The sequence below is a fragment of the Pseudoalteromonas sp. ATL1 genome, from assembly GCF_058933015.1.
The window spans coordinates 1,399,242-1,422,175 of sequence record NZ_JBZYXL010000001.1 but is presented as its reverse complement, the minus strand read 5'-3'; the positions used below and the strand labels follow the sequence as shown (position 1 = coordinate 1,422,175).

19 protein-coding genes and 1 riboswitch are annotated in these 22,934 nt (G+C 43.6%); of the genes, 14 read left to right on the top strand and 5 right to left on the bottom strand.

Going from position 1 to position 22,934, the window contains the following annotated elements:
• The first annotated feature begins 124 nt into the window (after positions 1-124).
• A complete protein-coding gene (gene katG, locus AC5FX4_RS06310) occupies positions 125-2,398 on the top strand; it encodes a catalase/peroxidase HPI (protein WP_493605613.1) in 2,274 nt (757 codons plus the stop codon).
• Between the two features lie 188 nt (positions 2,399-2,586).
• On the top strand, positions 2,587-4,083 hold the full coding sequence (locus tag AC5FX4_RS06305) for a calcium-binding protein (protein WP_493605612.1): 1,497 nt from the start codon (positions 2,587-2,589) through the stop codon (positions 4,081-4,083).
• Between the two features lie 120 nt (positions 4,084-4,203).
• Here AC5FX4_RS06305 and AC5FX4_RS06300 read toward each other — a convergent pair whose 3' ends face one another.
• Positions 4,204-5,052 (bottom strand): DMT family transporter, encoded by an 849-nt coding sequence (locus tag AC5FX4_RS06300; RefSeq protein WP_493605611.1) that lies wholly within the window; start codon positions 5,050-5,052, stop codon positions 4,204-4,206.
• A gap of 651 nt (positions 5,053-5,703) precedes the next feature.
• Positions 5,704-5,791, top strand: a riboswitch (cyclic di-GMP riboswitch).
• 73 nt (positions 5,792-5,864) lie between these two features.
• Between AC5FX4_RS06300 and AC5FX4_RS06295 the strand changes: the two genes are divergently transcribed.
• Positions 5,865-7,955 carry a zinc-dependent metalloprotease family protein gene (locus AC5FX4_RS06295; protein WP_493605610.1) on the top strand — a complete coding sequence of 697 codons (2,091 nt, stop codon included), beginning with the start codon at positions 5,865-5,867 and terminating at the stop codon, positions 7,953-7,955.
• Positions 7,956-8,018: 63 nt separating this feature from the next.
• On the opposite strand, the gene AC5FX4_RS06290 is transcribed toward AC5FX4_RS06295, so the two are convergent.
• The gene (locus AC5FX4_RS06290; protein ID WP_493605609.1) at positions 8,019-8,615 is read right to left on the bottom strand and encodes a LysE family translocator; all 597 of its coding nucleotides are present in this window, start codon (positions 8,613-8,615) and stop codon (positions 8,019-8,021) included.
• 109 nt (positions 8,616-8,724) lie between these two features.
• Between AC5FX4_RS06290 and AC5FX4_RS06285 the strand changes: the two genes are divergently transcribed.
• Both AC5FX4_RS06285 and AC5FX4_RS06280 read left to right on the top strand, forming a co-directional pair.
• Positions 8,725-9,594 carry a LysR family transcriptional regulator gene (locus AC5FX4_RS06285; RefSeq protein ID WP_493605608.1) on the top strand — a complete coding sequence of 290 codons (870 nt, stop codon included), beginning with the start codon at positions 8,725-8,727 and terminating at the stop codon, positions 9,592-9,594.
• A gap of 93 nt (positions 9,595-9,687) precedes the next feature.
• Complete coding sequence (locus AC5FX4_RS06280) at positions 9,688-10,218, top strand: GrpB family protein (protein WP_493605607.1); 531 nt, start codon at positions 9,688-9,690, stop codon at positions 10,216-10,218.
• Between the two features lie 35 nt (positions 10,219-10,253).
• Here AC5FX4_RS06280 and AC5FX4_RS06275 read toward each other — a convergent pair whose 3' ends face one another.
• Entirely contained in the window at positions 10,254-10,502 is a 249-nt protein-coding gene (locus AC5FX4_RS06275; protein ID WP_190363438.1) for a DUF3297 family protein, read from the bottom strand.
• Between the two features lie 126 nt (positions 10,503-10,628).
• On the opposite strand from AC5FX4_RS06275, the gene AC5FX4_RS06270 reads away from it, so the two are divergent.
• Together AC5FX4_RS06270 and AC5FX4_RS06265 are read left to right on the top strand one after the other, a co-directional pair.
• Positions 10,629-11,708, top strand: coding sequence for an MBL fold metallo-hydrolase (locus AC5FX4_RS06270; RefSeq protein WP_493605606.1), 1,080 nt, complete (start codon positions 10,629-10,631; stop codon positions 11,706-11,708).
• Between the two features lie 77 nt (positions 11,709-11,785).
• The gene (locus AC5FX4_RS06265) at positions 11,786-12,775 is read left to right on the top strand and encodes an SPM autocatalytic domain-containing protein (protein WP_493605605.1); all 990 of its coding nucleotides are present in this window, start codon (positions 11,786-11,788) and stop codon (positions 12,773-12,775) included.
• 33 nt (positions 12,776-12,808) lie between these two features.
• On the opposite strand, the gene AC5FX4_RS06260 is transcribed toward AC5FX4_RS06265, so the two are convergent.
• The gene (locus AC5FX4_RS06260; RefSeq protein WP_493605604.1) at positions 12,809-14,011 is read right to left on the bottom strand and encodes an IS256 family transposase; all 1,203 of its coding nucleotides are present in this window, start codon (positions 14,009-14,011) and stop codon (positions 12,809-12,811) included.
• Positions 14,012-14,134: 123 nt separating this feature from the next.
• Between AC5FX4_RS06260 and AC5FX4_RS06255 the strand changes: the two genes are divergently transcribed.
• Both AC5FX4_RS06255 and AC5FX4_RS06250 read left to right on the top strand, forming a co-directional pair.
• Complete coding sequence (locus AC5FX4_RS06255; RefSeq protein WP_493605603.1) at positions 14,135-14,584, top strand: hypothetical protein; 450 nt, start codon at positions 14,135-14,137, stop codon at positions 14,582-14,584.
• A 52-nt stretch (positions 14,585-14,636) separates the two neighbouring features.
• Positions 14,637-14,774, top strand: a complete 138-nt coding sequence (locus tag AC5FX4_RS06250) for a CPBP family glutamic-type intramembrane protease (protein ID WP_493605602.1) — start codon at positions 14,637-14,639, stop codon at positions 14,772-14,774.
• Between the two features lie 103 nt (positions 14,775-14,877).
• Here AC5FX4_RS06250 and AC5FX4_RS06245 read toward each other — a convergent pair whose 3' ends face one another.
• Entirely contained in the window at positions 14,878-15,126 is a 249-nt protein-coding gene (locus AC5FX4_RS06245; protein WP_493607786.1) for a hypothetical protein, read from the bottom strand.
• Positions 15,127-15,351: 225 nt separating this feature from the next.
• On the opposite strand from AC5FX4_RS06245, the gene AC5FX4_RS06240 reads away from it, so the two are divergent.
• The 5 genes from AC5FX4_RS06240 to AC5FX4_RS06220 all read left to right on the top strand — a co-directional run bounded on the left by AC5FX4_RS06240 (position 15,352) and on the right by AC5FX4_RS06220 (position 22,929).
• Positions 15,352-16,185 (top strand): mechanosensitive ion channel family protein, encoded by an 834-nt coding sequence (locus AC5FX4_RS06240; protein ID WP_493605601.1) that lies wholly within the window; start codon positions 15,352-15,354, stop codon positions 16,183-16,185.
• 27 nt (positions 16,186-16,212) lie between these two features.
• A complete protein-coding gene (locus AC5FX4_RS06235; protein WP_493605600.1) occupies positions 16,213-17,046 on the top strand; it encodes a magnesium transporter MgtE N-terminal domain-containing protein in 834 nt (277 codons plus the stop codon).
• A gap of 11 nt (positions 17,047-17,057) precedes the next feature.
• Positions 17,058-18,392, top strand: coding sequence for a magnesium transporter (locus AC5FX4_RS06230; RefSeq protein WP_493605599.1), 1,335 nt, complete (start codon positions 17,058-17,060; stop codon positions 18,390-18,392).
• A gap of 266 nt (positions 18,393-18,658) precedes the next feature.
• On the top strand, positions 18,659-21,238 hold the full coding sequence (locus tag AC5FX4_RS06225; RefSeq protein WP_493605598.1) for a TonB-dependent receptor: 2,580 nt from the start codon (positions 18,659-18,661) through the stop codon (positions 21,236-21,238).
• Positions 21,239-21,570: 332 nt separating this feature from the next.
• Positions 21,571-22,929, top strand: a complete 1,359-nt coding sequence (locus tag AC5FX4_RS06220; protein ID WP_493605597.1) for a TonB family protein — start codon at positions 21,571-21,573, stop codon at positions 22,927-22,929.
• Positions 22,930-22,934 lie beyond the last annotated feature (5 nt).

Genomic DNA, 22,934 nt, shown 5'->3' with positions numbered 1-22,934 from the left:
GCGTCAATCAGCACCTCTATACTCTTAAACAATTCATTTACAAGACATTTGTTGTATTTATAGGTAAATATACAGCCAGTGTGCTTGGTTTTAAAACCGCTTACACAAGTTAAGGATCTATACGATGAGTACGCATAGTCACAAAAAGCACGTGCTAACTAGTGCTATCAGCCTATTGTTATTTACGACTACAGCGTTTGCTGACACCCACGAGAAAGCCCAAATCAGCAAACCCAAAGGCGCCATGGGCAGCGGCATGACGCAAATGGGCGAAGCGAAAAGCAATCAGTTTTGGTGGCCCGATCAACTCAACCTGTCACCTTTGCGTGATCACGATACCCGTTCAAACCCCTACGGTGCTGATTTTGACTACGCAAAAGCTTTCCAAGCTCTTGATCTAGATAAGGTAAAGCTAGATATTAACGCGTTACTCACTCAATCCCAAGACTGGTGGCCCGCAGACTATGGCAACTATGGTCCGTTTTTTATTCGCATGACATGGCATAGTGCGGGGACTTATCGTACCCTTGATGGCCGAGGCGGCGCTGATGGCGGTCAACAGCGATTCGACCCGCTCAATAGCTGGCCTGACAACGGCAATTTAGACAAAGCATGTCGCCTACTTTGGCCTGTGAAGCAAAAATATGGTGAAGCATTATCTTGGGCTGATTTAATGGTACTAGCGGGTAATGTGGCACTTGAAAATATGGGTTTTAAAACGTTTGGATTTGCCGGCGGTCGTGCCGACGACTGGGAGCCTGATCTTCTTTATTGGGGTCCTGAAGTGGCGATGCTCGCCAGCGATCGTCATGAAAAAGGAGGTAAGTTACAACGCCCTCTGGGCGCGACACACATGGGTCTAATTTATGTAAACCCTGAAGGCCCTAGAGGCGTGCCAGATCCACTAGGTTCAGCTAAAAATATTCGTGTTGCATTTTCTCGCATGGCAATGAACGATGAAGAAACACTGGCGCTGATCGCTGGTGGCCATACCTTTGGCAAAATGCATGGCGCGCATAAACCTGCAGACTGCGTTGGTAAAGAGCCTGGCGCAGCCGCCATCGAAGCACAAGGTTTAGGCTGGAAAAACAAATGTGGAAAAGGTCATTCTGAAGATACTGTAACCAGTGGTTTAGAGGGCGCTTGGACACAAGCTCCCACCAAATGGACTTCTTTGTACCTCAGTAACCTACTGAACTTTGAATGGCAACAAACGAGAAGCCCAGCAGGCGCAGTTCAATGGATCCCGACGGATGAATCGCTCAAAAATGCGGTACCCGATGCACATGTTGAGGGTAAGTTTCATGCGCCAGTGATGACCACCGCCGATTTGGCACTTAAATACGACCCCGAATATCGTAAAATTGCCGAGCGCTTTTTAGCCGATCCAGAAGCATATCGCCTTGCATTTGCCAAAGCATGGTACAAACTCACGCACAGAGACATGGGACCGGCGAGAAACTTTTTAGGTAAAGAGGTGCCGAACGAGATATTGATCTGGCAAGATCCTATTGATCCGAGCACCACATCTAACATTGATTCTGACGATGTACAGTCGTTAAAAACGAAGATATTAGACTCGGGCATGAGTGTGTCCGAGCTGGTTCGCGTAGCATGGGCATCAGCGGCAAGTTACCGCGCTTCTGATATGCGTGGTGGCGCAAACGGCGCACGCCTTGCCTTAGCGCCGCAAAAGGATTGGGCCATCAATAACCCTGAGGAAGCGGATAAAGTACTCACGACATTAAAAGCAATTCAAGAAGATTTTAACAGTGGCTTTTTTAACAAAAGCCAAGTGTCTTTAGCTGATTTAATAGTACTAGGCGGTGCGGCGGCGATTGAAAAGGCTGCTGCAGATGCTGGGTTTAATATTCAAGTGCCTTTCACACCGGGTCGTGGTGACGCCACACAAACACAAACCGATGTGAATGCATTCAATTTATTAGAACTGCATGCCGATGCATTTAGAAATTACTTTGATAAAGCCAGCAGCTATAAATCTCCAACTCAGATGCTGGTTGATAAAGCGGATCAACTGAACTTGAGTGTACCTGAAATGACCGTGCTGATTGGCGGTATGCGTGCCCTAGATGCCAACTACCAAGGCGCAAAACATGGCGTACTCACCAACAACCCAGGTACCCTTAACAATGACTTTTTCGTCAACTTAATGGATATGTCAACGGTGTGGAAAAAGTCAGCAAAAGAAGGGGTTTATGATGGCTTTGATCGTCAATCCGGTGAACCAAAGTGGACCGCTACTTCCGTTGATTTAGTGTTTGGCTCAAATTCAGAGTTACGCGCAGTCGCAGAAGTCTACGCCTTCGATACATCAAAGCAGAAGTTTGTAGATGACTTTGTCAAAGCTTGGACCAAAGTGATGAACTTAGACAGATAACATCACACGTAATGGGACGCAGAGTGTGCACGCACTCTGCGTTTTTGCATTTACATATCGGCTAATACATCTCGTTATTTTAATGTTCCCTTTCAAACTCCATATTTTTTGCAATTTTCACCTCTAACCTAACGCCATTGAGATTTGCAGTACTCAACAACTCAAAAAACTATTTTAAGGACCAAACAATGGCGTTCAAATTAAACTCTTTGTGTCTTGCCCTATCACTTGGGGCATCAAATTATGTCATGGCATCGTGCAGTGGCATCGGCGATGATGCTTTAGCCTATGTCAGCGGTACTACATTGATCATTAAAGGTTCCAGTGCCAGTGAAAACTTCACACTGACTACTGACGGTGACGATTTGACTGTAACACGCAAACAAGGAAATAGTTCTAGCTGTGATCTGTTTCAAGTTAGCCAGCTTAGTACTATAAAAGCAATGCTAGGCAGTGGTAACGATACCTATGACGGCAGCCAAGTGTCATTAACACAAGAAATATACGGTGATAGTGGCAATGACAACATTACCACCGGAAACCAAAACGACGTATTGTATGGTGGCACGGGTGATGACACCCTCTCAGGTCAAGGTGGTAATGACCAGCTACATGGCGAAATCGGCGAAGATGTTCTGAACGGTGGCTATGACAACGACATTCTCAAAGGCGGCGATGATCACGATAAACTCTTTGGTGATCAAAACGACGACACGCTATATGGTGAAAATGGTGGCGATCTGCTCATGGGCGGCCAAGGCAGCGACACACTATTTGGTGGTAATGATAACGATTATTTAGGTGGCGGCTGTCGCCTGTCTAACGCAGGTAACAGTTACATTTACGAGCTAGCCGGTTGCAACAGCAGCAATGATGGTGGCGATACTTTATATGGTGGCAATGGTCACGATGTCCTAAGCGGTGGCGAAGGCAATGACAAACTATACGGCGAAGATGGTAATGACTACCTTACTGGCAACGGTGGCAGAGAAGATAGGCTTTACGGCGGCAATGGTGACGATGCACTGCTAGAAGCAGGTGATGCCAGTAGAAATAGCATCAAATGGCACAAAGCTTGGGGTAATGGCGGTGACGATCTAATGTTTGTGTATGGCGAAGATTCAGATCAAGAAGGCGGCAGTGGTAACGATGTTATCATTACTTCTTCAACTCAATATGATGCCAAAATAGATGGTGGTAAAAACGGCGACTATATCTGGACGGCGGACTCAGCACCACAAGGCACCTGTGGTAAAGGGGACGACAAAGGCATGGTGTTTTTAAATAGCTGTGAAAATGTCACTTGGGTTAAAGATTACCAAGGCTTACTATCAAAAGTAGATAAAAAGAGTAACTACGATAACCCCTATTACGATGCCGTTAACAGTGTGGTTGAACTTTCAAGCACACATAATGGCTACGATGATGGTTGGCGCAGCTTTGGCTATAAACCAACTGCACTGTATGACATTGTATCTAGCCCAGTTTTTAACCGTTGGTTAGACGATCAAACGACCACACCTTATTCATACCATGAGTGGAAGGTAACCGTTCATATCGGTTCTGGTATTTACGGCACTTACACCAACTGTATGGAAGATAACTTTTCATACAAATGTAAGTACCTGATCCAACAAACTCAACTTTGCTACGATAAATCAGGCGATAGGGTTGACTGTGAATAATATAACATCTTGGTTTATGCAACTTACGCTCACAAAGTAGTGATAACCAAAGATGAGCCAAATATGAGCCCGTTAGCGATAACGGGTTCATATTTGCGCCTTTATGAAACAGACTTGTGGCTAAGTTCGAAGTGTGCGTTTTTGATTTAACCAAAGCGCTGCTGTGATGATTAAACCACCGATACAAAGGCGCACAATATCCGCATCTCGGTTCCAAATAAGCACGTTAACGACAATACCCGCCGGAATCAGCATATTATTCATCACCGCCAACGTGCCCACATCTACTTGTGTCGCGCCTTTGTTCCACGCAAAATAGCCTAAGCCGGATGCAACTATGCCTAGATAAATCAACACACTCCACTGGGTTACAGTCGTTGGTAACCGTGTTGTATCACCAAATAATGCAAAACAACTCACAGCGACAATTGAAGCACCAATAAAAAACCAACCAAATATCGAGTGATGTGGATAGTCATTATTTTGCATCAAACGTTTATAGGCAACTTGGCCTGTTGCAAAGCATAGATTTGCCCCTTGTACCATCAACATTCCCACTATAAAGTCTCCATCTAGCCCTTCATAACGGATAGCAACAGCCCCCACAACGGCAATTAAAGCCACACCTAAAAAACGGGGGTGTATTTGTTTATCTAATAGGTCATTAAGCAAGGTAATGTACAGGGGGGTCATCACGGTAAAGAGCAATACCTCAGGCACACTCAAATACAAAAAAGAGTGGTAATAAAAGCCATACATAGCACCTAATTGTATCGCCCCTACCAACATCAATTTTGCTATCAGTGTTTTTGGCACACGCTTAAATTTCAAAAAGGGAATGAATGCACAGGCGGCGAGTGCTATACGCATTAGTGCACTAAACCAAGCGTCAACTTGGCCAGCAAGGTAGACGCCAATTAGACTAAAAGAAAATGCCCAAAGCAAGGTAACGAAGATCAGGTAAAGCATAGCAAATGAATATTTAGAAAATAGCTATGCTACACAATCATACTTAAATAGGCGAACTTATCCGTTTTCTTGCTCTTTATGCTGTAACAATTTGTATAGAGTGTCTAAGCGTTTATTCACGCGATGGCATTCGTAATATGCCCCTAAACACAGAGGAATAACAAACAGCATTAATAAATAAGGTTCTGTTAAAAAAGTAACATTTGAAAACATCGACGCAACTACAACGTATGACAAAATAGCAATCGTAATACCACGTAAATATGGTTTTGGGCTTTGGGGCGCAGTTGCTCAAACTCTTGTTCTAAACGCTGAATACGAGTCATATGCAAAAATGTCATGTGACTCTCTATTTCGTCCCTGTTCATAACTTATCCTAAAACCCAACCAATAAAACCTATTTAAGGAACAATTTATACATAGATGCCTTCTGCTTTCTAGACTAATTACGTTAAATTTTAAAGATGAAGCAATAAACCTTTATAAAACAAAATAAAACAGAAAAACGCGTTCGAAATACATGTAATAACCAACACAAGATGTAAATTTAAAGATAATAAAATAGATTTTATATTACCTTATTTTTAAACAAACACACAGAATAATTCCAATTTTCACAATTATTTGTTAAGGTTGGTGCGTCGTTAAATACGGCGCTATGGGCAAACCATTCGAAAGGATGGGGCGCAAAGTCACCGGTCTAAGGGGCATAAAGCCCTATGATAGCGGGATTGCTAGCGCAGCCAGCCAACCTTGTCGGCTGCCTATCTTTCCGTTCCAAATGACCAAGTTGTTAATATTTGGAGCAATGAATGAACTTACAAATCAAGAGCAAAGCAGCCGTCTTGTCCGGATGCATTAGCTTGGCACTGTCGTGCGTATTTTTCAGTACGACAACAAGTGCCAATCAAACAGCCTTGCCAGAGCAAGCGATTGATCACCTCCCCGAGGGACGTTTAAAACAAAGCCTTGCAAAGTTGCCACCACAAGCACAACAAAAAGTGCTAGGACAATTAGCTTTGTTGGGTATTCCTGCCATTGATACGCTACTTATTGAAGCGGACGACAGTGGCGAGTTGTTTTACGTTGAAGAAGGTTTAATCGCAGAAGCCGCGACAGAGGATGAAGCTCGCACACTGCCACCTGTCGATGTATTTAAACTGCACAGTAAACCCAACGCGATAAACAAGGTATTTTTAGATTTTGACGGAGGGGCGATCAGTGGACGCGCTTGGGGTGGTGGTGCCAGTTATGACACAGTGCCTTATGATATTGATGGCGATCCGAGCACTTTCAATGATACTGAGCGCGCCCGAATTCATGATATTTGGAATCGCATGGCAGACGATTTTGCCGCTTTTGATATTGACGTAACGACAGAAGCACCAAGCGAGTTTGGTCCTAATATCGGATGGGTTTTATTTACCAAAGACTCGGACTCTCAAGGCACTGCACTCCCCGCTCAAGGTGCGGGTGGTGTTGCCTACGTTGGTGTGTGGGGACGCAGCAACTTTACTTATTATCAACCGGCTTTGGTTTACTACAACCGCTTAGGTAATGGTGTTGCCAGTTATATGGCCGAAGCTGGGTCCCATGAATTAGGCCATAACTTAGGCCTGAGTCATGATGGCACATCAACCACCAACTACTATGCGGGTTTAGGTTCAGACAGCGAGCCAAGTAGCTGGGCGCCAATTATGGGCGTTGGTTATTATAAAAATATCACGCAATGGAGCAAAGGTGAGTACCCTGATGCTAACCAGCAGCAAGATGATATTGCCATCATCGCCGATAAGCTAGGTCTTACGTTTGATACTGAAGGGCAACAGAGCACTCCGACCCAATTATATACAAATAGTACTGGGCAATTTAGCGCAACCAATCGAGAATCCGATCCGAACAATGTGATTACCGACAACAAAGGGACTGTTGGCATCAATGACAGTGACTGGTTTGAATTTAATGCCGGCAGTGGCCCCGCTGAGTTCAATGCTATACCCGCTTGGGACGCGTTTACTCGCACAAGTAGACGTGGCGCCAACTTAGATATAGGTATGCGACTTTACGATAGCAGCGGCCAGTTACTTGCCACCAGCAGTAATAACAGTGATAGCAGTGCTTCACTACAAGTGACCCTAGCACAAGGCATTCATTTATTAGAGGTTTTTGGCGACGCTGGGCCCTATGCAAATGATTATGCAAGCCAAGGACACTTTTATTTGAATGGCAGTATCACGCCAACAACGCCTGATATTACGCCACCCGATCCAAACCCCATGAGCTTTGCGCAAGTGCCTAGAGCACTCAATGATACGCAAATTGAGATGCAAGCAAACATCGCAGTCGACGATTCAGGCGGCACGGTGAGCTACCTATTTACCTGTACACAAGATACCGGTACTTGTGATAGTAGCGACTGGCAAACAAGCCCTATGTACACCACAACCGGATTAACGAGTGCGACTGAGTACTGCTTTAGCGTACAAGCTCGCGACTTAAGTGCCAACATCACACTCGCTTCAGCCCAACATTGTGCTACCACACATGCCGCACAACCGCAGCCAGAGCCACCCACTGCACCGAGTAATTTAACGGTCATGGATGGTCAAAATGGCACGGCAATTTTGTCATGGCAAGACAACAGCAATAATGAACAGTCTTTTGAAGTTCAAAGAGAATCAATGCACAAAAGCGGCCGCTGGCGCGATACACAAGCAGTGGCGACTCTAGACGCTGATATTAACAATTTCGTCGATAACAGTGGCACCGGCACCTTTAGATATCGAGTTCAGGCAACCAATCATGCGGGCGTCTCACCTTGGAGCGCTTGGCTAGAAGTGGTGGTGTCCGATAGCAACGCTGAACCAGATAAGCCCTGCAAAGGTAAAAAGTGCAGTAACTAATTAACAGACACTCCCTTAGAAGTACCAAAAGCAGCTTCGGCTGCTTTTTTTATACGATTCGCGTTACTTTGAAAAAAGTGAAATCATCAAATACAAAGCAATTAACATCAGCATTGTGCCCATTACTTGATTGAAAGCCTTTACCTGCCTTGAAGTATGCAGGAGTAAAGCAATTTTGTTGCCAAGTACCGCCCACGCAAAAATCGATGCGTAACAAATCGCAAAATAAATCCCCACAAACATCAGTAGCTGCATATGAGAACCTGGCAAACTAAATGCAGAAATACCCGCCATACATGCGATCCACGCTTTTGGATTGCACCATTGTAACAACACGCCATGTAAAAATGAGGGAACTGCTTGTTTGTTCACAACCAGCTCGACATGAGCGGTAAATAATCGATAACCCATGTAGAAAATAAACAGGTTACCTACAATACCAAGTATATTTATCCATCCTTCAAGCTGCTGCGCAACAAATTGATAGCTCACACCCAGAACATACAGTAATACGGTAAAACCAAAGGTTGCCCCGCTAACAAATGGCGCACTTCGCACTACACCGTGATTAGCCCCCGATGATAAGGTGATCAGATTCACCGGCCCCGGAGATATAGACATAGAAAGCGAGAACAAACACATAGCTAACAGCAGTGACATAACAATAACCTCAATAGAAAGCGATATGGCATTGTATCGAGGTAGACATTAATGAAACTAGATAGCACAATCAGTTTTAACTGTTCTATTATCTTTCACTATTAAGAGTATGATTGACGACCTACGCGCCCTCGCCATTTTTGCACATACCGTTAAACACAAGTCTTTTAGAGGCGCCGCAACGGTACTTGCGTTATCCCCATCGGTGGTGAGCTATCAAATCAGTCGACTGGAGAAAAAACTTGGTGTCGCTTTGCTGTATCGTTCCACACGGCAACTGACGCTCACCAGTGAAGGAGAAAAACTCTATCAGCACGCACAACACATGCTCGAAGCCGCACAAAATGGCTTAGATGAAATCAACCAGCAGCGCGAACAGTTAAAAGGCAAGCTGACCGTGAGCCTGCCCACGGCGTTAATAAAAGCGCCTATAACGCAAGATTTAGCGCGCTTTAGCCTGACATGCCCAGACATTATGTTGAACGTGCAATACAAAGATGAGCGTAGCGATATTATCGCCGAAGGTATCGATTTGGCAGTTCGCGCAGGCTCCATGCCCGACAGCAATTTGAAGGCAAAAAAAATTGGCGTCATTAAACGCCTAATAGTGTGCTCAAAAACTTACTATCAATCCCAAGTAAAACCCACGCAACTGGAAGATTTGCGCCAGTGGCATTGGATAAGCCTCATGATGCTGCCCCACTCTCGCACTTTACACAGTGACAAAGCGCAAACCTGTCAAATAAACTATCGCAGCAATTTTACCGTAAACAGCGTAGAGGCCATGGCGCAGTTGTGTAAAGAAGGTGTCGGCGTTGCCACTCCGCCTGACTACTTAGTTAAAGACGACATTGCCAATGGTCAACTTGTACACCTATTTCCAAATTGGCAAGTAACCGACATTCCGCTTTATGCCGTGTGGCCAAACAATGTCCCTCAACATGGCTTAGTAAAAAAACTGCTTGAATTTATATCTTAATATCAAAATGTTAGACTTAATCATCAACCAGTCAAACTGGTAACATTGTGCACTTATTTAGAGGCAACACCGACATGTATCCGAGGAAAGAGCGTGAATAGACGAATCATAGAAGTGGTTGATTATCAAAGCACATGGACTGACGATTTCAATCGTGAAAAACAACAGCTAAACACCATAATGAACAATGACAATATATTGGCCATTCACCATATCGGTAGCACTGCGGTGAAAGGCTTATGTGCTAAACCCATTATTGATATATTGCTTGAAGTGAAATGCCTAAAAAATCTAGATAAGGATAACCTAAAGTTCACGACTATTGGTTATGAAGCAAAAGGTGAATATGGCATCCAAGGCAGGCGCTACTTCCAAAAAGGGGGCATTCACAGAACCCACCAAATTCACGCATTTCTACAAGGCTCCCACGCTGCAAAAAGGCATCTTGCTTTTAGAGATTATCTCATCGCCCATCCAAAAGTGGCAACTGAATATGGCACACTAAAACAACAAGGTGCAGCAATCTGTAACCATGATATTGATGTGTATTGCGAGTATAAAGATAGTTTTGTGAAAGAGTATGAAGCGAAAGCGCTAGCGTGGAACGCTGAGAATTATATATAAACAATGGAGCAAACAGCCGTTTGCTCCACACAAAATTAGCGATAGAAAACTTCTACCGTGCCTTTTGTTTTTAACAGTAATGGTTGACCGCGACGGTCAAGCGCTTTTGGTGACGCCACTTTGATCCAGCCTTCGCTGATGCAATATTCTTCTACGTCGTTACGCTCTTTACCGTTAATACGAACACCAATTTCGTGTTGCAATACTTCTTCATTGTAAAAGCGGCTACGTGGATTAATAGACAATTGATCTGGAATGTCTGGTCTTGAAGTTGTGTCTGTCATAATGTCTTTCTTATCTAAATTAAGTGGACGCTATTGTAGGGAATAGTGCTAAAACGCTCAAGCGTAGATTGCATCAGCATTTTTATTATTGTTACACTTTGAGGCACAATCATAACAGGATAAACAATGAATAAATTACCATTGCTATGTGCTTTAACATTAGCAGGATGCAGCAGCAACTATGTAGAAAAATTAACGCCCAAGTCATCTGTCATTAAGCATGCCAGCACGCAAGGCTATGAGGATAGATATACAAACCTTTATAGCAATTTTAAAAACTACCCGATCACCTGCGAAGAAAACTGCTACCCACCAAGCCCCCAGATTTCTTGCGAATCACATATGCAAGATTGCCAATATACAGGCAACAATCCCAAGCTTTCATCCAGCACTGGCTTTAATGTGCAATGGTATGGTCATGCCAGCTTCAAAATTACCACCAGCAATGGCCAGCAGTTTCTATTTGACCCAGTATCAGAGCAGTTCGATTGGCCTGTTAACTGGGCATTTCGCCTAAGAGAAGGTTTTAACCGTCAGGCTCCCGCTACACTGACCGAACTGGAACTGCAAAAAACTGATGCAGTAATGTACTCTCATATTCACTACGATCATTTTAATAAAGATGATATAGCTACTATTGGTAGCCAAACCCAGTTTTTAACGCCACTAGGCTTTGCCGAAAATTTCCCTAGTAATGGCTACAAGGTGACAGAAATGGCTTGGTATGCCAGCAAGCAAATCGGAGACGTTACCGCCCACTTCGTTCCTGCCCATCACTTTAGTAACCGCATATGGGTGCCGTTTTTATATGAAGACAATAACGCCACACTGTGGGGTGGTTGGGTACTGGAATATCAAGGTAAAAAACTATTCTTTGCTGGTGACACTGGCTACTCTCCACACTTTAAAGATATAGCGAACAAGTATGGAAACATGGATATTTGTCTTTTGCCCATCGCGTCTTACTTTAGTGAAGAACATCCAGACTGGTATCGAAAAGTACATACCACACCCGAAGACGCGCTGACCGCTGCCAATGAGCTAGGGTGCAAAGTGATGATCCCATGGGGCTATGGCAATTCAAGCTGGAAAATGGGTGATCGCACTTCACACTCCGCTTTGTTCCGCTTGTTACATATGTATAAAGAAATGGATTCTAAGGTGCCTTTGCATGTGATGAATGAGGGGGATATCGTCGCGCTGTAGCATTCAAAATGTTTCACTATTGATAACTGTGTTCTTTCAACTCAGAATATAGCGTAAATAGAGCATTCAAGGCACGGTTGCTGTATTTCATTGATGCTACACTCAATGGTGAGCTTATCGCTTATACTTTTCAAATAAAGAAGCCGAGTAAAGAAGAAAAACAGTTTTATGAAGATGTGGCCGATCTCACCAACGCGATGGCACAGTTTCAAAGTAAGCTAAAGGAAATACTCAGCAATCTAGATAAAGACTCACCTGCTCGCGCAAAAATCCAAGCAATGCTGCAAAAAACCGCTGTTGCGATAGATCTTCTAAATAGCGGTGCGCAGGCCTTCGCACATGCTTGGCAAGGTGAAGGGGTTGCGCTTGTTGTGGCGGCTGTAACAGGAAAAGCGGTTGATATCGTACTTGCCAATTTAGCGAATAAACACCCCTTCGCAGCTATAGCCGTCGCGACTGGCTCCGTATATCTATCATTAAAAGCTGGCGGAGAAGCTGAAAAGGCGTTTGAAAAAATCATTTTTGACGTGTATTTAAAAGGTGTTATAACCGTTTCTAGTTACTTACAGCAAAAAACCAAAAGAATGTGGGAAACGCTTATCGATTCAGAGTGCTCAATGAGTGTATTAAAACGTTGTAGAAATGAACTGCATAATAGCACCGATCAGCAAGGTCAATATATATTGGCTCTAGATATGGACCACAATGGTATACAATGGCAAACAACAGGTAACGAAAGCGATATTACATTAGGTCAACAAGACGGTTTATTATTTATCGACCGCAACCAATCAAGCACTCTAGATAGCAGCAACGAGCTGTATTTGACTAACATGAATACTCAACTGGACAGTTTGCACTTGCTCGACAGTAATGGTGACCATATCATTGATGCTCAAGATAGCCATTACCATTTACTCAGAGTGTGGCAAGATAAAAATAGCAATGGTACTTCGGAATCTGATGAGACACTCAGTGCTAAGCAATTGGGGCTTGCCTTCTCACTCCCTCACCCCCCCTTGCGTTTAAGTGCAATGATTAATAACACACCAATCGCCATTATGTGAGGGCGTTCAGAATTCTGTGTCAGCTAATTTTGGCTAGATATCTAAGACATCATCCAAGCGCCCATCAAAGTGAATCGCCAGTTGAGACAATGTCATATTCCAGTTCTGAATTGGCATTGTCCATTTCTTAGAAGCATTCAATATCCCAGCATACAGTAGCTTAAGCAAGCTGTTTTCGTTTGGGAAGCCACCTTTAGTCTTGGTCAGCTTACGGAACTGGCGATGTACAGCCTCGATAGCGTTCGTGGTGTAGATGGCCTTGCGAACGTACTCTGGATACTTAAAATAAACGGACAGGTTTGCCCATTTGTTTCGCCAAGAACGGAGCACTATTGGGTAATATTGCCCCCATTTTGACTCTAAACGCTCAAGTTCCATCTCAGCTGCTTCTTTGCTCACAGCGCGGTAAACTGGTTTTAGATCAGCCATGAACTCCTTTTGATGCTTGGAAGCGACGTACTTCATAGAGTTGCGGATCTGGTGAATAACGCATTGCTGAACTTCTGTATTTGGGTAAATGGTTGCAATAGCTTCAGGGAAGCCTGTCAGCCCATCCACGCAGGCGATCAGAATATCTTCAACGCCACGGTTATGCAGATCCGTTAGTACAGATAGCCAGTAGTTCGCGCCTTCTGACTCAGATAGGCACAGGCCAAGCAGCTCCTTCTTACCTTCGACGTTTAAGCCTAAGATCGTGTACACCGCTTTGCTGACATAGCGGCCATCTTCCTTAATTTTGTAGTGGATAGCATCAAGCCAGACGAACGGATAGAGCGCATCTAATGGTCGTTGCTGCCATTCTTTCAATTCGGGTATCAAACAGTCGGTAACGCCTGTGATGGTAGCCTCAGAAACGTCAATACCATACATATCTTCAACATGGCCGCGGATATCACGGTAGCTCATGCCGAGCGAAAACATGGATAAGATCTTACGGTCGATCTCATCAGTTAACTTAGTCTGGTTTTTCTTAACTAGCTTTGGCTCAAATGAGCCTGCACGGTCACGCGGAGTATCCAGTTCAAAAGTGCCTACTGAAGATTTAACGGTTTTCTTACTGGAACCATTTTTACGGTTAGGCTGCTCATCATCTACAAGGTGTTGTTCCAGCTCTGCTTTTAAGGCAGCTTCAGTGATCTGTTTGATAAGAGGGGTTAAAAAACCATCTTTGCCTGTCAGATCTTGCCCTGACTGAAGGGCTTTAATGGCTTGTTCTAAATCGAAGTCTTTGGTCATGTGTCATTCCTGTTTTCTTAATGATACTGAAATGACACAGATTTCTAAACACTACCCATTATGTTGCAAACACAGTAACTAAAAGGAGCCCGATATCACAATCGTGATATCGGGGTATTCGCTATGACATCATTTTCGTTTACTTTTAATAAAACTCAGTTCTTTATTCGGGTGATACTTGCAGCAGGATTTATCGCATGGCTTGGCTATGATGTCTATGACCCTGTTAGCTCGGCACAGAAATTCAAACAAGGTAGTCTGTTAAACAACCCTGATACTCTCTTTTGGTTATCTCTGATAGTAAGTATATTGCTAACTTGCGTCTTGCTCGAAGCAATAGCGACCATGAAATCTAAGCTTATTTTAGATTTGGAAAACTGCACCCTCAGTGTGTCATATCAACTTTATCCTAAGATAAAAACAATCCATTTCGACTCGCTTGATAACCTCGCTGTGTTTCAACATAAATCACATTCAACTCTGTTTGGTGTCTACTGCGCTAAAAAAGCTCATACAGCAAACCGTTATATGATAGTCGATATTTCTATTGGAGCTTACCCAAACAACAAGTAGAGCCATTTATGCAATTAGTTGAGCAACATCAGCTAAATCAAAGAACATTTCCATGGAATTGATATGGGTGACAAAAACAGGCTGTGTCGGATTTATAAGGGGACTAATTTATCTCTGGACGCAATCGTTGTGGGTTGTCATCGCGCTTCACGCCACATTTAATGCATATGCTGTTCAGCTATTTTTTTAGTTAAATCAAAAGCATAAAAAAGCTAAACGATGTGAAGAGCAAGACATGATTATTTACATCGATAAGCTTGCTCTTCCTTTGTTACTAAGTCAGCAGAGTCATACTAATGCGATTTTTTCACCCCATTACGCACTAAATCTTTGCCATTATCGAACACTTCCTGTGTTACCCAGCGGCCCAGCAATAACTGGTGATTATCATCAAGAACAGCAACGAATGGACGCCCATCGCTATTGTTTTTTGCCAGTGCAACGCCTGCCGCATTTTGTAAGCCCAAGCCACCGTTTTCAACCAAACGTAAGAATGACTCAAGTTCTTCTAGAGTATTGATGATGTCGTTATCGTTAATCATGCTCATCGTGTTATTCCAATGAAAGTCAGGATAGTGATTATTTCATATTGTCAGAATCGAAGGCAAAAAAATGCCCCATGCAAATGGCCTATTCATGTTTTTTGTTCACTATGAGCTAAACTTTTATGCAAAGAAAATAAAAGTTTAATACTGACAATGCAGCATACTTTCACGCCTCACCCTACAGAAGCTTGCCAAAGTTTCAACCACTAACTAGGACTCAAAATGCAAAAATGGGACAGCATACTGACTAATAACTATGAACAAATGGTTGGGTACTTGGTGTCGTATGTACCGCAACTGTTAGGCGCGTTGGTGTTGCTGCTCATTGGCTGGGGCGTTGCATTTATTCTCGCCCGAATTGCACTGAGTGCCTTCTCATTACTGATTAAACTCGCCAATAAACTCAGTGCAGCGCTACAACTTAAAACCCCATTAAAGCTACTCCCTCATCACGCCCATGTGATTAGTAAAGCGGTATTTTGGTTTGTCATTATTTTCTTCTGCGCTGCGGCGTTGTCCAGTCTAGGGTTAGAATTTATTGCCACTTGGCTAAGCGAGCTTCTTAGCTATTTGCCCAACGTTTTAGCCGGTGTATTCATTGTGCTTGTCGGTATTCTAATTGGCAGCTTGGGCCGCACTATGACTGAAGCGGCGATGCACAGTGCCGGTATTAAACATGCCAACCGTATTGGTTTAATTGCAAAATGGACCATCGTGGGCATTGGCGTTGTTGTTGGTATTGAGCAACTTGGTATCAAAGTACAATTCATTACAACCCTAGTAGTGGTTGAGGCTGCCGTATTTAGCTTTGGAATTGCGCTTGCTTACGGGCTGGGTAGTCGAGAGTTTGTGCAAAACTTAGTGGGGTCAAGACAAGCGATTAAACACTTAAAAGTGGGTGAGTACATTAAATTAGCCGACTATGAAGGGAAAATATTAAGTTTTACCAGCACAGGCTTGGAGCTTGAATCCCAGCACGGGCGAACATTTATTCCTGCCAAACTTTACAGTGAATATGGCTGTGAAGTCATCACAACTTCTAGCGCTAAAAATTGAAGGCACGAGTGAGAACTTAAAATGAGCATGGACCAAACACAATATGCACTCGTCATGCACTTTATTGAATCCGAAACTGCACTTGCGGCACGTAAACTAGAGTTAATTGACCCTGAGCAATGCGCCTTTTTAATTGCGCAAGTGCCACCGAGCACTGCCATCAAAGTACTTAAATTTATGAACGCTAATTCAGCAGCCAAAATATTTATGTTTTGCGACGAAAACCATCAAAAGACACTCGTGACTGAAATGGAAATAGCGGATCTCTCGCATATGTTACGCCATGTTGATACACCGCTTAGAGCGCAATCTATCGAGAAGCTCTCACCACGCAAGCAAGCCTTATTTAGAATGCTCAGTGCCTACCCCGAGCACTCAATTGGTGCCATGCTCGATACCAATCTTTTAGTCGTCGACAGCCATATGAGTGTGCTTGAAGTGCACATGCGATTAAAATCTCGTCACTATTCCTTCTTACAATGGCTGTTTATAGTCGACCAAAAACGTAAACTGCTTGGCTGTGCATTTATCGGCGATGTTTTACAAGAAGACAGCCAAACACTTATTGCCAAACTAATCACCCATCACGTTGATACCATTAGCGCAAATATGGATATCAACTCAGCGGCTGAGCTGAGTATTTGGCAAAACGAAGATTTTGTTCCAGTCGCAAATAAGCAGCAGGAATTAATCGGTATCTTACACCACTCCAAGCTTCGACAATTTAAAACGACCCATAATCAATTTGTATCTCAACAATCAAGCATTTCAGAAGATTTATTAGGTGTTTACGCAGATACCATAGCCAGCATGGTCGAACTACTACAACCCGACCCTAATTCAAACAACGAGCGCGCATAAAAGGAGCTATCATGCCAACTCATACAGCCAGCATCGACAAGACGTTAGCATTTCTCAGCAAAGATTATATCGCTAACTTTCCCTACAAAAGCGTGCGCTTTATCGAAAACTTACCAAGTAAAGAAGCCGCCGCATTGCTAAATAGTCAGCCGAGTTCAGCCGTTATCAACCTATGGCGCTATATTCCCGCGGGTATCGCAGAAAAGATTTTTGCATGTTTATCCGATGACATGGCCATAGCTGTTTTACTGGGTGTAGATAGCCATATTGCCGTTGCGCTGCTAAGTCGCTTATCTGAGGAAAAAGCTCAGCACTACATGAGCGTTTTTGAGCACCTACATCAAAATGAAGCGAGAGAATATCGCGAGCTTCTCACCTACCCTGAGCGTACTGCTGCTCGCATGATGACCACAAACATCATATGTTTTTATGATGATACCGATGTAAGAGTGGCCTTACAAAAACTACGGCAACGCGATCACAAAGCAGAAGAGGTAATTTATATCATCAATGAACAACAAACTTTGTTGGGTGAAATACCTTTGTCGGAGTTAGTGATCAGTCGTTTGGATGCCAAACTTGCGACCCTGTGCAAACCTGTCAAATCGGTCTTTAACGCACTAGATAGTGATGAAATGGTCATAGAACGTTTTGAAGGTCATCGCTGCAGTGCAATGCCTGTCGTCGATGCTCACGGCCAACTCATTGGCTCAATTCGATTTTTTGACATTTACCAGTCGACAAAGGAAGACTTAGCAACGGACATGCAAACTATGGTGGGGGTTAGTAAAGAAGAACGTGCGCTTTCCAGCAGTTTGTTCGCGGTAAAAAAACGCCTACCTTGGTTGCAAATCAACCTGTTAACAGCATTCGCGGCGGCGGCTGTCGTTGGGGCCTTCGAAGGGCTTATCTCCGAGATCACCGCGTTGGCAATTTTACTTCCTGTTGCCGCTGGCCAATCAGGTAACGCGGGCGCTCAAGCATTAGCTGTCACGATGCGAGGTCTCACATTAAGAGAGATCACCACTCGTCATTTAAACCAAGTGATCATCAAAGAGTTTTTTGCCGGTATATTAAACGGCATTGCCATCGCAATCACCTGCTCCATTGCCGTGTATTTTTGGAGTGGTTCCATCGGTTTATCACTCGTTATTGCATTAGCTATGATCTCTTCGCTTGGCATAGCCTGTACTGCAGGTGCCATTGTACCCATTGCATTAAAAAAGTTTGGCCTAGACCCCGCGCAATCGTCTTCCATTGTATTAACCACCATTACAGACATTGCCGGCTTTATGTCATTTTTGGGAATTGCACTCTTACTATCGGATATGCTTCCGCGTGGTTAACAAGCAACCACGTTTGAACATTATTAGTTGTGAATCCATTAAAAAACTAAAAGCACACTGACATAAGTAAACTTAACTTATTCCACTTATCTGTGTTTTTCGATATTTTTATATCTTTATTTTTCATATAGATAAATTACAAAAGAGATAAAAAACAGACAAATCACAACTATTCATAGCGATTCAAGATTTAACCCCCTCCCTCAGTGTTTAATTTTTGACGTGGTCAATCACAACAAAAGTTTCTAAGCACCCAAGGGGATATCATGTACCGCAATAACAAGAAAAAGCTCGCTGTGTTAATCAGCCAAGCACTAATAAGTTCTAGCCTGATTACACCTATGTATACATTCGCCGCTGAGGATAATAGCCAAGCTAGCGATGCAAACAACAGCGAAGTTGAAGTCATTCAAGTAAGAGGTATTCGCGGTAGCGTCGTCAAATCACTCAATACTAAAAGGTATTCAGACGCGATTGTTGATGCTGTGACGGCTGAAGACATTGGTAAATTTCCAGATCAGAACGTTGCTGAGTCGCTGCAACGTATCACCGGTGTCTCAATCACACGTCAGTATGGTGAAGGTGAGAGAGTCAGCATCCGTGGGACCGGGGAAAGTCAAAACCGTACCTTACTCAACGGTCAAGCCGTTGGCTCTGCCGATTGGTGGACCAACTCAGCCGCCAACCGTGGTTTTAACTATACCATGCTGCCTTCTGAGATCATTTCAGGTCTTGAAGTTTACAAGTCACCCGAAGCCGACATTGATGAAGGCTCTATCGGGGGTACCGTTATCGTTCGCACACGTAAACCACTTGATTTAGATGCTAATAAAATCGCCGGTTCCATCATAGCTCAGCACAGTGAAATTTCTGGCAAGACCGATCCTCAACTGTCAGCCATGTACAATTTCAAAACTGACGATGAATCTTTTGGCGCACTCATTTCTGTTGTACGCCAAGAGCGAAATCTGCGTCGTGATGGTATTGAGGCATGGTCGTGGACATACCGTGATATTACTTTAGAAGATGGCACAGAACACAAGCACGTCTATAGCCCGGGCGGTGGTGGCTCCGCCATATTTACCCAAGAGCGGGTCCGTACAGGCGTGAACCTCGCGCTACAATACCGCCCTAACGATAATTTAGATGTCGCGTTTAATGCCTTAGATTCAACATTGGAAGCCAACAATACTAACCAGAACTTTCTTTGGCTTCCTGAAAATAACAACTCAAAATATCGCGATATCACCATTATTGACCACAACTCAGTCGGCAAATTAGTGACTGGTGGCACAATGGGCTTATCTCCAGATGGTAATAATATTCTCGATGAAACCAAAATTCGCGACTCAGAAATAAAAACCAAATCCTATGATCTGAAAGTCGATCATCAAGGCGAGCTATGGTCATCGTCATATCATGTTGGTTACACCGAAGGCACCGGGGGCTCTCAGGCCGATCGCTCAGTCGGCTGGGTAGGAAACTATATACACAGCTTTGATGCATCGAGTGTTGAAGACATACGCACGAGTTACAACGCCGATCCAAACGATGGTAAAAAGTGGAACCTAGGCTTTTTGCGCTACGACTCTAATGATGCAAAAGACGATGAGACCTACTTTCAAGCCGATTTTAAACGGCCTATTGATGTCGCCATTTTTAGTCAACTTAAAATGGGCGTAAAATACCGCGACCACAGCCGTTTTAATACCAAACACACAACAGACAATCGCACTGACTTAAACTGGAACTTAGCCGATTACGCGCAAACAATGCCATCAGATTACCTCTCTGGTCTAGGCTCAAATGGCACAACGCGCAGCTATGCAATCACAGATGCGAATAAAGTTCGCCAGCAAGGTGATGCCTTAGGCTGGAATTATCGCGTGCTCAAAGCCAGTACCTTCGACATCAATGAGAAAATTACCGCCGCTTATGTCAAAGCAAACCTTGATGCAGACGGATTACGCGGTAATTTAGGCGTTCGCCTAGTTAACACCAAACAAACGTCTTCTGCGTATGCCGGTGAATCTGGTGCTGAAATCTGGACAACACAAGAAAAAGACTATTTTGATGTTTTGCCAAGCATCAACTTAGCGATTGATTTAGATGACGACTTACTCATGCGTTTTTCCGCTGCGCGAGTCATATCTCGTCCAGATTATGCCGATATGACGGCCTCAACATCTTACAACCTTGAAACGCAAACTGGCACAGGTGGTAACCCAAATATAGACCCGCATCGAGCAACGCAGTTTGATGCTGGGATTGAATGGTATTTCAGTGATGCTGGCTTATTCTCAGCAGTATTTTTCTACAAAGACATTCAATCATTTATAGAAAGCCAACCGGCACTTGAAGTTCATGAAGGTAAAGAGATCCTGATAAGCCGCCCTGTAAATGGTAAAGCGGGTCGCATTCAAGGTTTAGAGTTTGGTTATCAACAGGAACTTTATGAAGGCTTTGGCGTGGCCGCCAACTACACGTATGTCGATGGCGAAGCCAAAGACAACGAAGGCAATGATATTACGATACCTGGTAACTCAGAGCACACTGTAAATGTGAGCACTTACTATGAAAACGAATTCATTAGCACGCGCATCTCATACAACTTCAGAACCGGGTATGATACTGGCCGAGATTGGCCTGGCTACATCGATGATTATGGGCAAGTGGATGCAAACTTCACCTACAATTACAATGAAAACATCGCATTTGTTATTGAAGCCATCAACCTAACCGACGAGCATATTTTTAGCTATCAAAAAGAAGGCGTCGAACAAGCACTGACGAGTGTTTATGCTGATGGAAGACGTTACAGTGCAGGTATCAGATTTAATTTCTAATACTTAGGACTTTTAACAATGAAACTTTCACGTAAGCACAGAGTCTTTAATTGTATCGATTTTGACAAAAGTGAACGTGTCATTATACAGGTTTAAGTCGCATCCATGCTAACACAGGTTCGACTTAATACACTCCCTGCCCGGAGTGGTCAAAGCTGATAGCACTTGCTATCAGCTTTCTTAATTTCGCCTACACACACAAATGCGCGCCAGTGTAAGGACACAGTTTAATGGCACATGTATTGTTTTAATTCTGCTGATAGTATGGTTATATAACCCCCTAACTCCATCATATTCAAAACGATACAAGCCACAGGATGAGCCATTACAAAATGCTAAACAACCTCATTACACGGCTTATTTGTTTCTTACTTGTTAGTTTAAGCCCCTTTGCTCGTGCAGACTTGTATAGCGCGACACTTGCTTATCAAAATGAAGATTTCACCACTGCTTATCAACAATTTAACCGCCTTGCTCAGTTCGGCAATGCGGATGCCATGTTTAACTTAGGCGTTATGCACCTGTATGGTCAAGGCATCGAAAAAAGCATCACTGATGCCTTTGTTTGGTTATCGCTGGCGAGCGAATTCGGTATCGAAGAAGCGTCACAAACTGCACACCTTGTATTTCAGCAATCAAGCTCGCCCAAACAATTAAAAGCGGCCCTCAAAGCACGAAAAGCGCAATTGCAAGCAACCTATGCCTTGACTCCCACCCTGAGCCTGCTCGCTCATAAACAGAGTCCCTCTGTTCTAACAAAAATACACGATGTGCAACCTGACTACCCGCAAGAAGCTGTACGTCAAGGCATTGAAGGATGGGTCTGGCTAGAATTTGACGTGGATGGCAGTGGTAAAGCGACCAATATTGAAGTGATAGATAGTTATCCAAAACACGTTTTTACCGCCAGCTTACTGAACGCTGTGGAAAAATGGCGCTATAGCGGCCAAAAACAAAACCATACTTTGATTTATCACTTCACCACCTATAAAGGTAAACAATACAAAGAAACACTCGCAATACAAAAAAAGAGTTATGAATCTGAACTAAAACAAAGTATCAGCGCGGCAGAGCAAGGTATTGCACAGGTGCAATATAAAATAGCCAATTGGCTCAGCATGAAAGATTACAATGCTTATCAACTCTTACGCTACCACTGGCGCTCTGAGCACCCTGCCAATGTTCTTTTACTAGCCGCAGCTAAAAACGGCTCACCGCTCGCTCAGTATCGTATCGCAAATCAGCTACTCAACACGCAAGCGCACACTTTAGCAACGTTATGGCTAGAGCACGCCTCTGAGACAATCAATGTGGCAAAATACCGGCTTGCCACTGTGTTGCTTGAAAAAAACAACACAGTATCACGCACTAAAGCCATTAAGCTTCTTGAAGAATCCGCTTCTGAGGGTCATTTACGTTCAATTATCGCACTGGTGAATACGCACTTTTCAGATACTAAACGTTCGTCACAGGCGACTATCTGGCTTGAAAAAGGATTGCAAGTGGACGCAAAGCACCCACATTTACTGTTTCTATCCGCAAAACTTGCACCGTCTAGCGAGCAAGCTAAAACGCTGGCCACCCAAGCTCTGAACTCTGCTAAAGCAAGAAACTGGGACACCCAAGAAATTAGTACTTTTTTAAATGCATTGAATAAAATAAATGAAACTGTAAAAAGCGATTCAGATTAGTCAAA

Excerpts from the sequence above, each read along its gene's own strand:
- AC5FX4_RS06290 (WP_493605609.1), bottom strand. The coding sequence starts at position 8,615 with ATGTCACTGCTGTTAGCTATGTGTTTGTTCTCGCTTTCTATGTCTATA.
- AC5FX4_RS06295 (WP_493605610.1), top strand. The coding sequence starts at position 5,865 with ATGAACTTACAAATCAAGAGCAAAGCAGCCGTCTTGTCCGGATGCATT.
- AC5FX4_RS06235 (WP_493605600.1), top strand. The coding sequence starts at position 16,213 with ATGGACCAAACACAATATGCACTCGTCATGCACTTTATTGAATCCGAA.
- AC5FX4_RS06250 (WP_493605602.1), top strand. The coding sequence starts at position 14,637 with ATGGAATTGATATGGGTGACAAAAACAGGCTGTGTCGGATTTATAAGG.
- AC5FX4_RS06260 (WP_493605604.1), bottom strand. The coding sequence starts at position 14,011 with ATGACCAAAGACTTCGATTTAGAACAAGCCATTAAAGCCCTTCAGTCA.
- AC5FX4_RS06230 (WP_493605599.1), top strand. The coding sequence starts at position 17,058 with ATGCCAACTCATACAGCCAGCATCGACAAGACGTTAGCATTTCTCAGC.
- AC5FX4_RS06285 (WP_493605608.1), top strand. The coding sequence starts at position 8,725 with ATGATTGACGACCTACGCGCCCTCGCCATTTTTGCACATACCGTTAAA.
- AC5FX4_RS06240 (WP_493605601.1), top strand. The coding sequence starts at position 15,352 with ATGCAAAAATGGGACAGCATACTGACTAATAACTATGAACAAATGGTT.
- AC5FX4_RS06245 (WP_493607786.1), bottom strand. The coding sequence starts at position 15,126 with ATGATTAACGATAACGACATCATCAATACTCTAGAAGAACTTGAGTCA.
- AC5FX4_RS06270 (WP_493605606.1), top strand. The coding sequence starts at position 10,629 with ATGAATAAATTACCATTGCTATGTGCTTTAACATTAGCAGGATGCAGC.
- AC5FX4_RS06305 (WP_493605612.1), top strand. The coding sequence starts at position 2,587 with ATGGCGTTCAAATTAAACTCTTTGTGTCTTGCCCTATCACTTGGGGCA.
- katG (WP_493605613.1), top strand. The coding sequence starts at position 125 with ATGAGTACGCATAGTCACAAAAAGCACGTGCTAACTAGTGCTATCAGC.
- AC5FX4_RS06300 (WP_493605611.1), bottom strand. The coding sequence starts at position 5,052 with ATGCTTTACCTGATCTTCGTTACCTTGCTTTGGGCATTTTCTTTTAGT.
- AC5FX4_RS06225 (WP_493605598.1), top strand. The coding sequence starts at position 18,659 with ATGTACCGCAATAACAAGAAAAAGCTCGCTGTGTTAATCAGCCAAGCA.
- AC5FX4_RS06275 (WP_190363438.1), bottom strand. The coding sequence starts at position 10,502 with ATGACAGACACAACTTCAAGACCAGACATTCCAGATCAATTGTCTATT.
- AC5FX4_RS06255 (WP_493605603.1), top strand. The coding sequence starts at position 14,135 with ATGACATCATTTTCGTTTACTTTTAATAAAACTCAGTTCTTTATTCGG.
- AC5FX4_RS06220 (WP_493605597.1), top strand. The coding sequence starts at position 21,571 with ATGCTAAACAACCTCATTACACGGCTTATTTGTTTCTTACTTGTTAGT.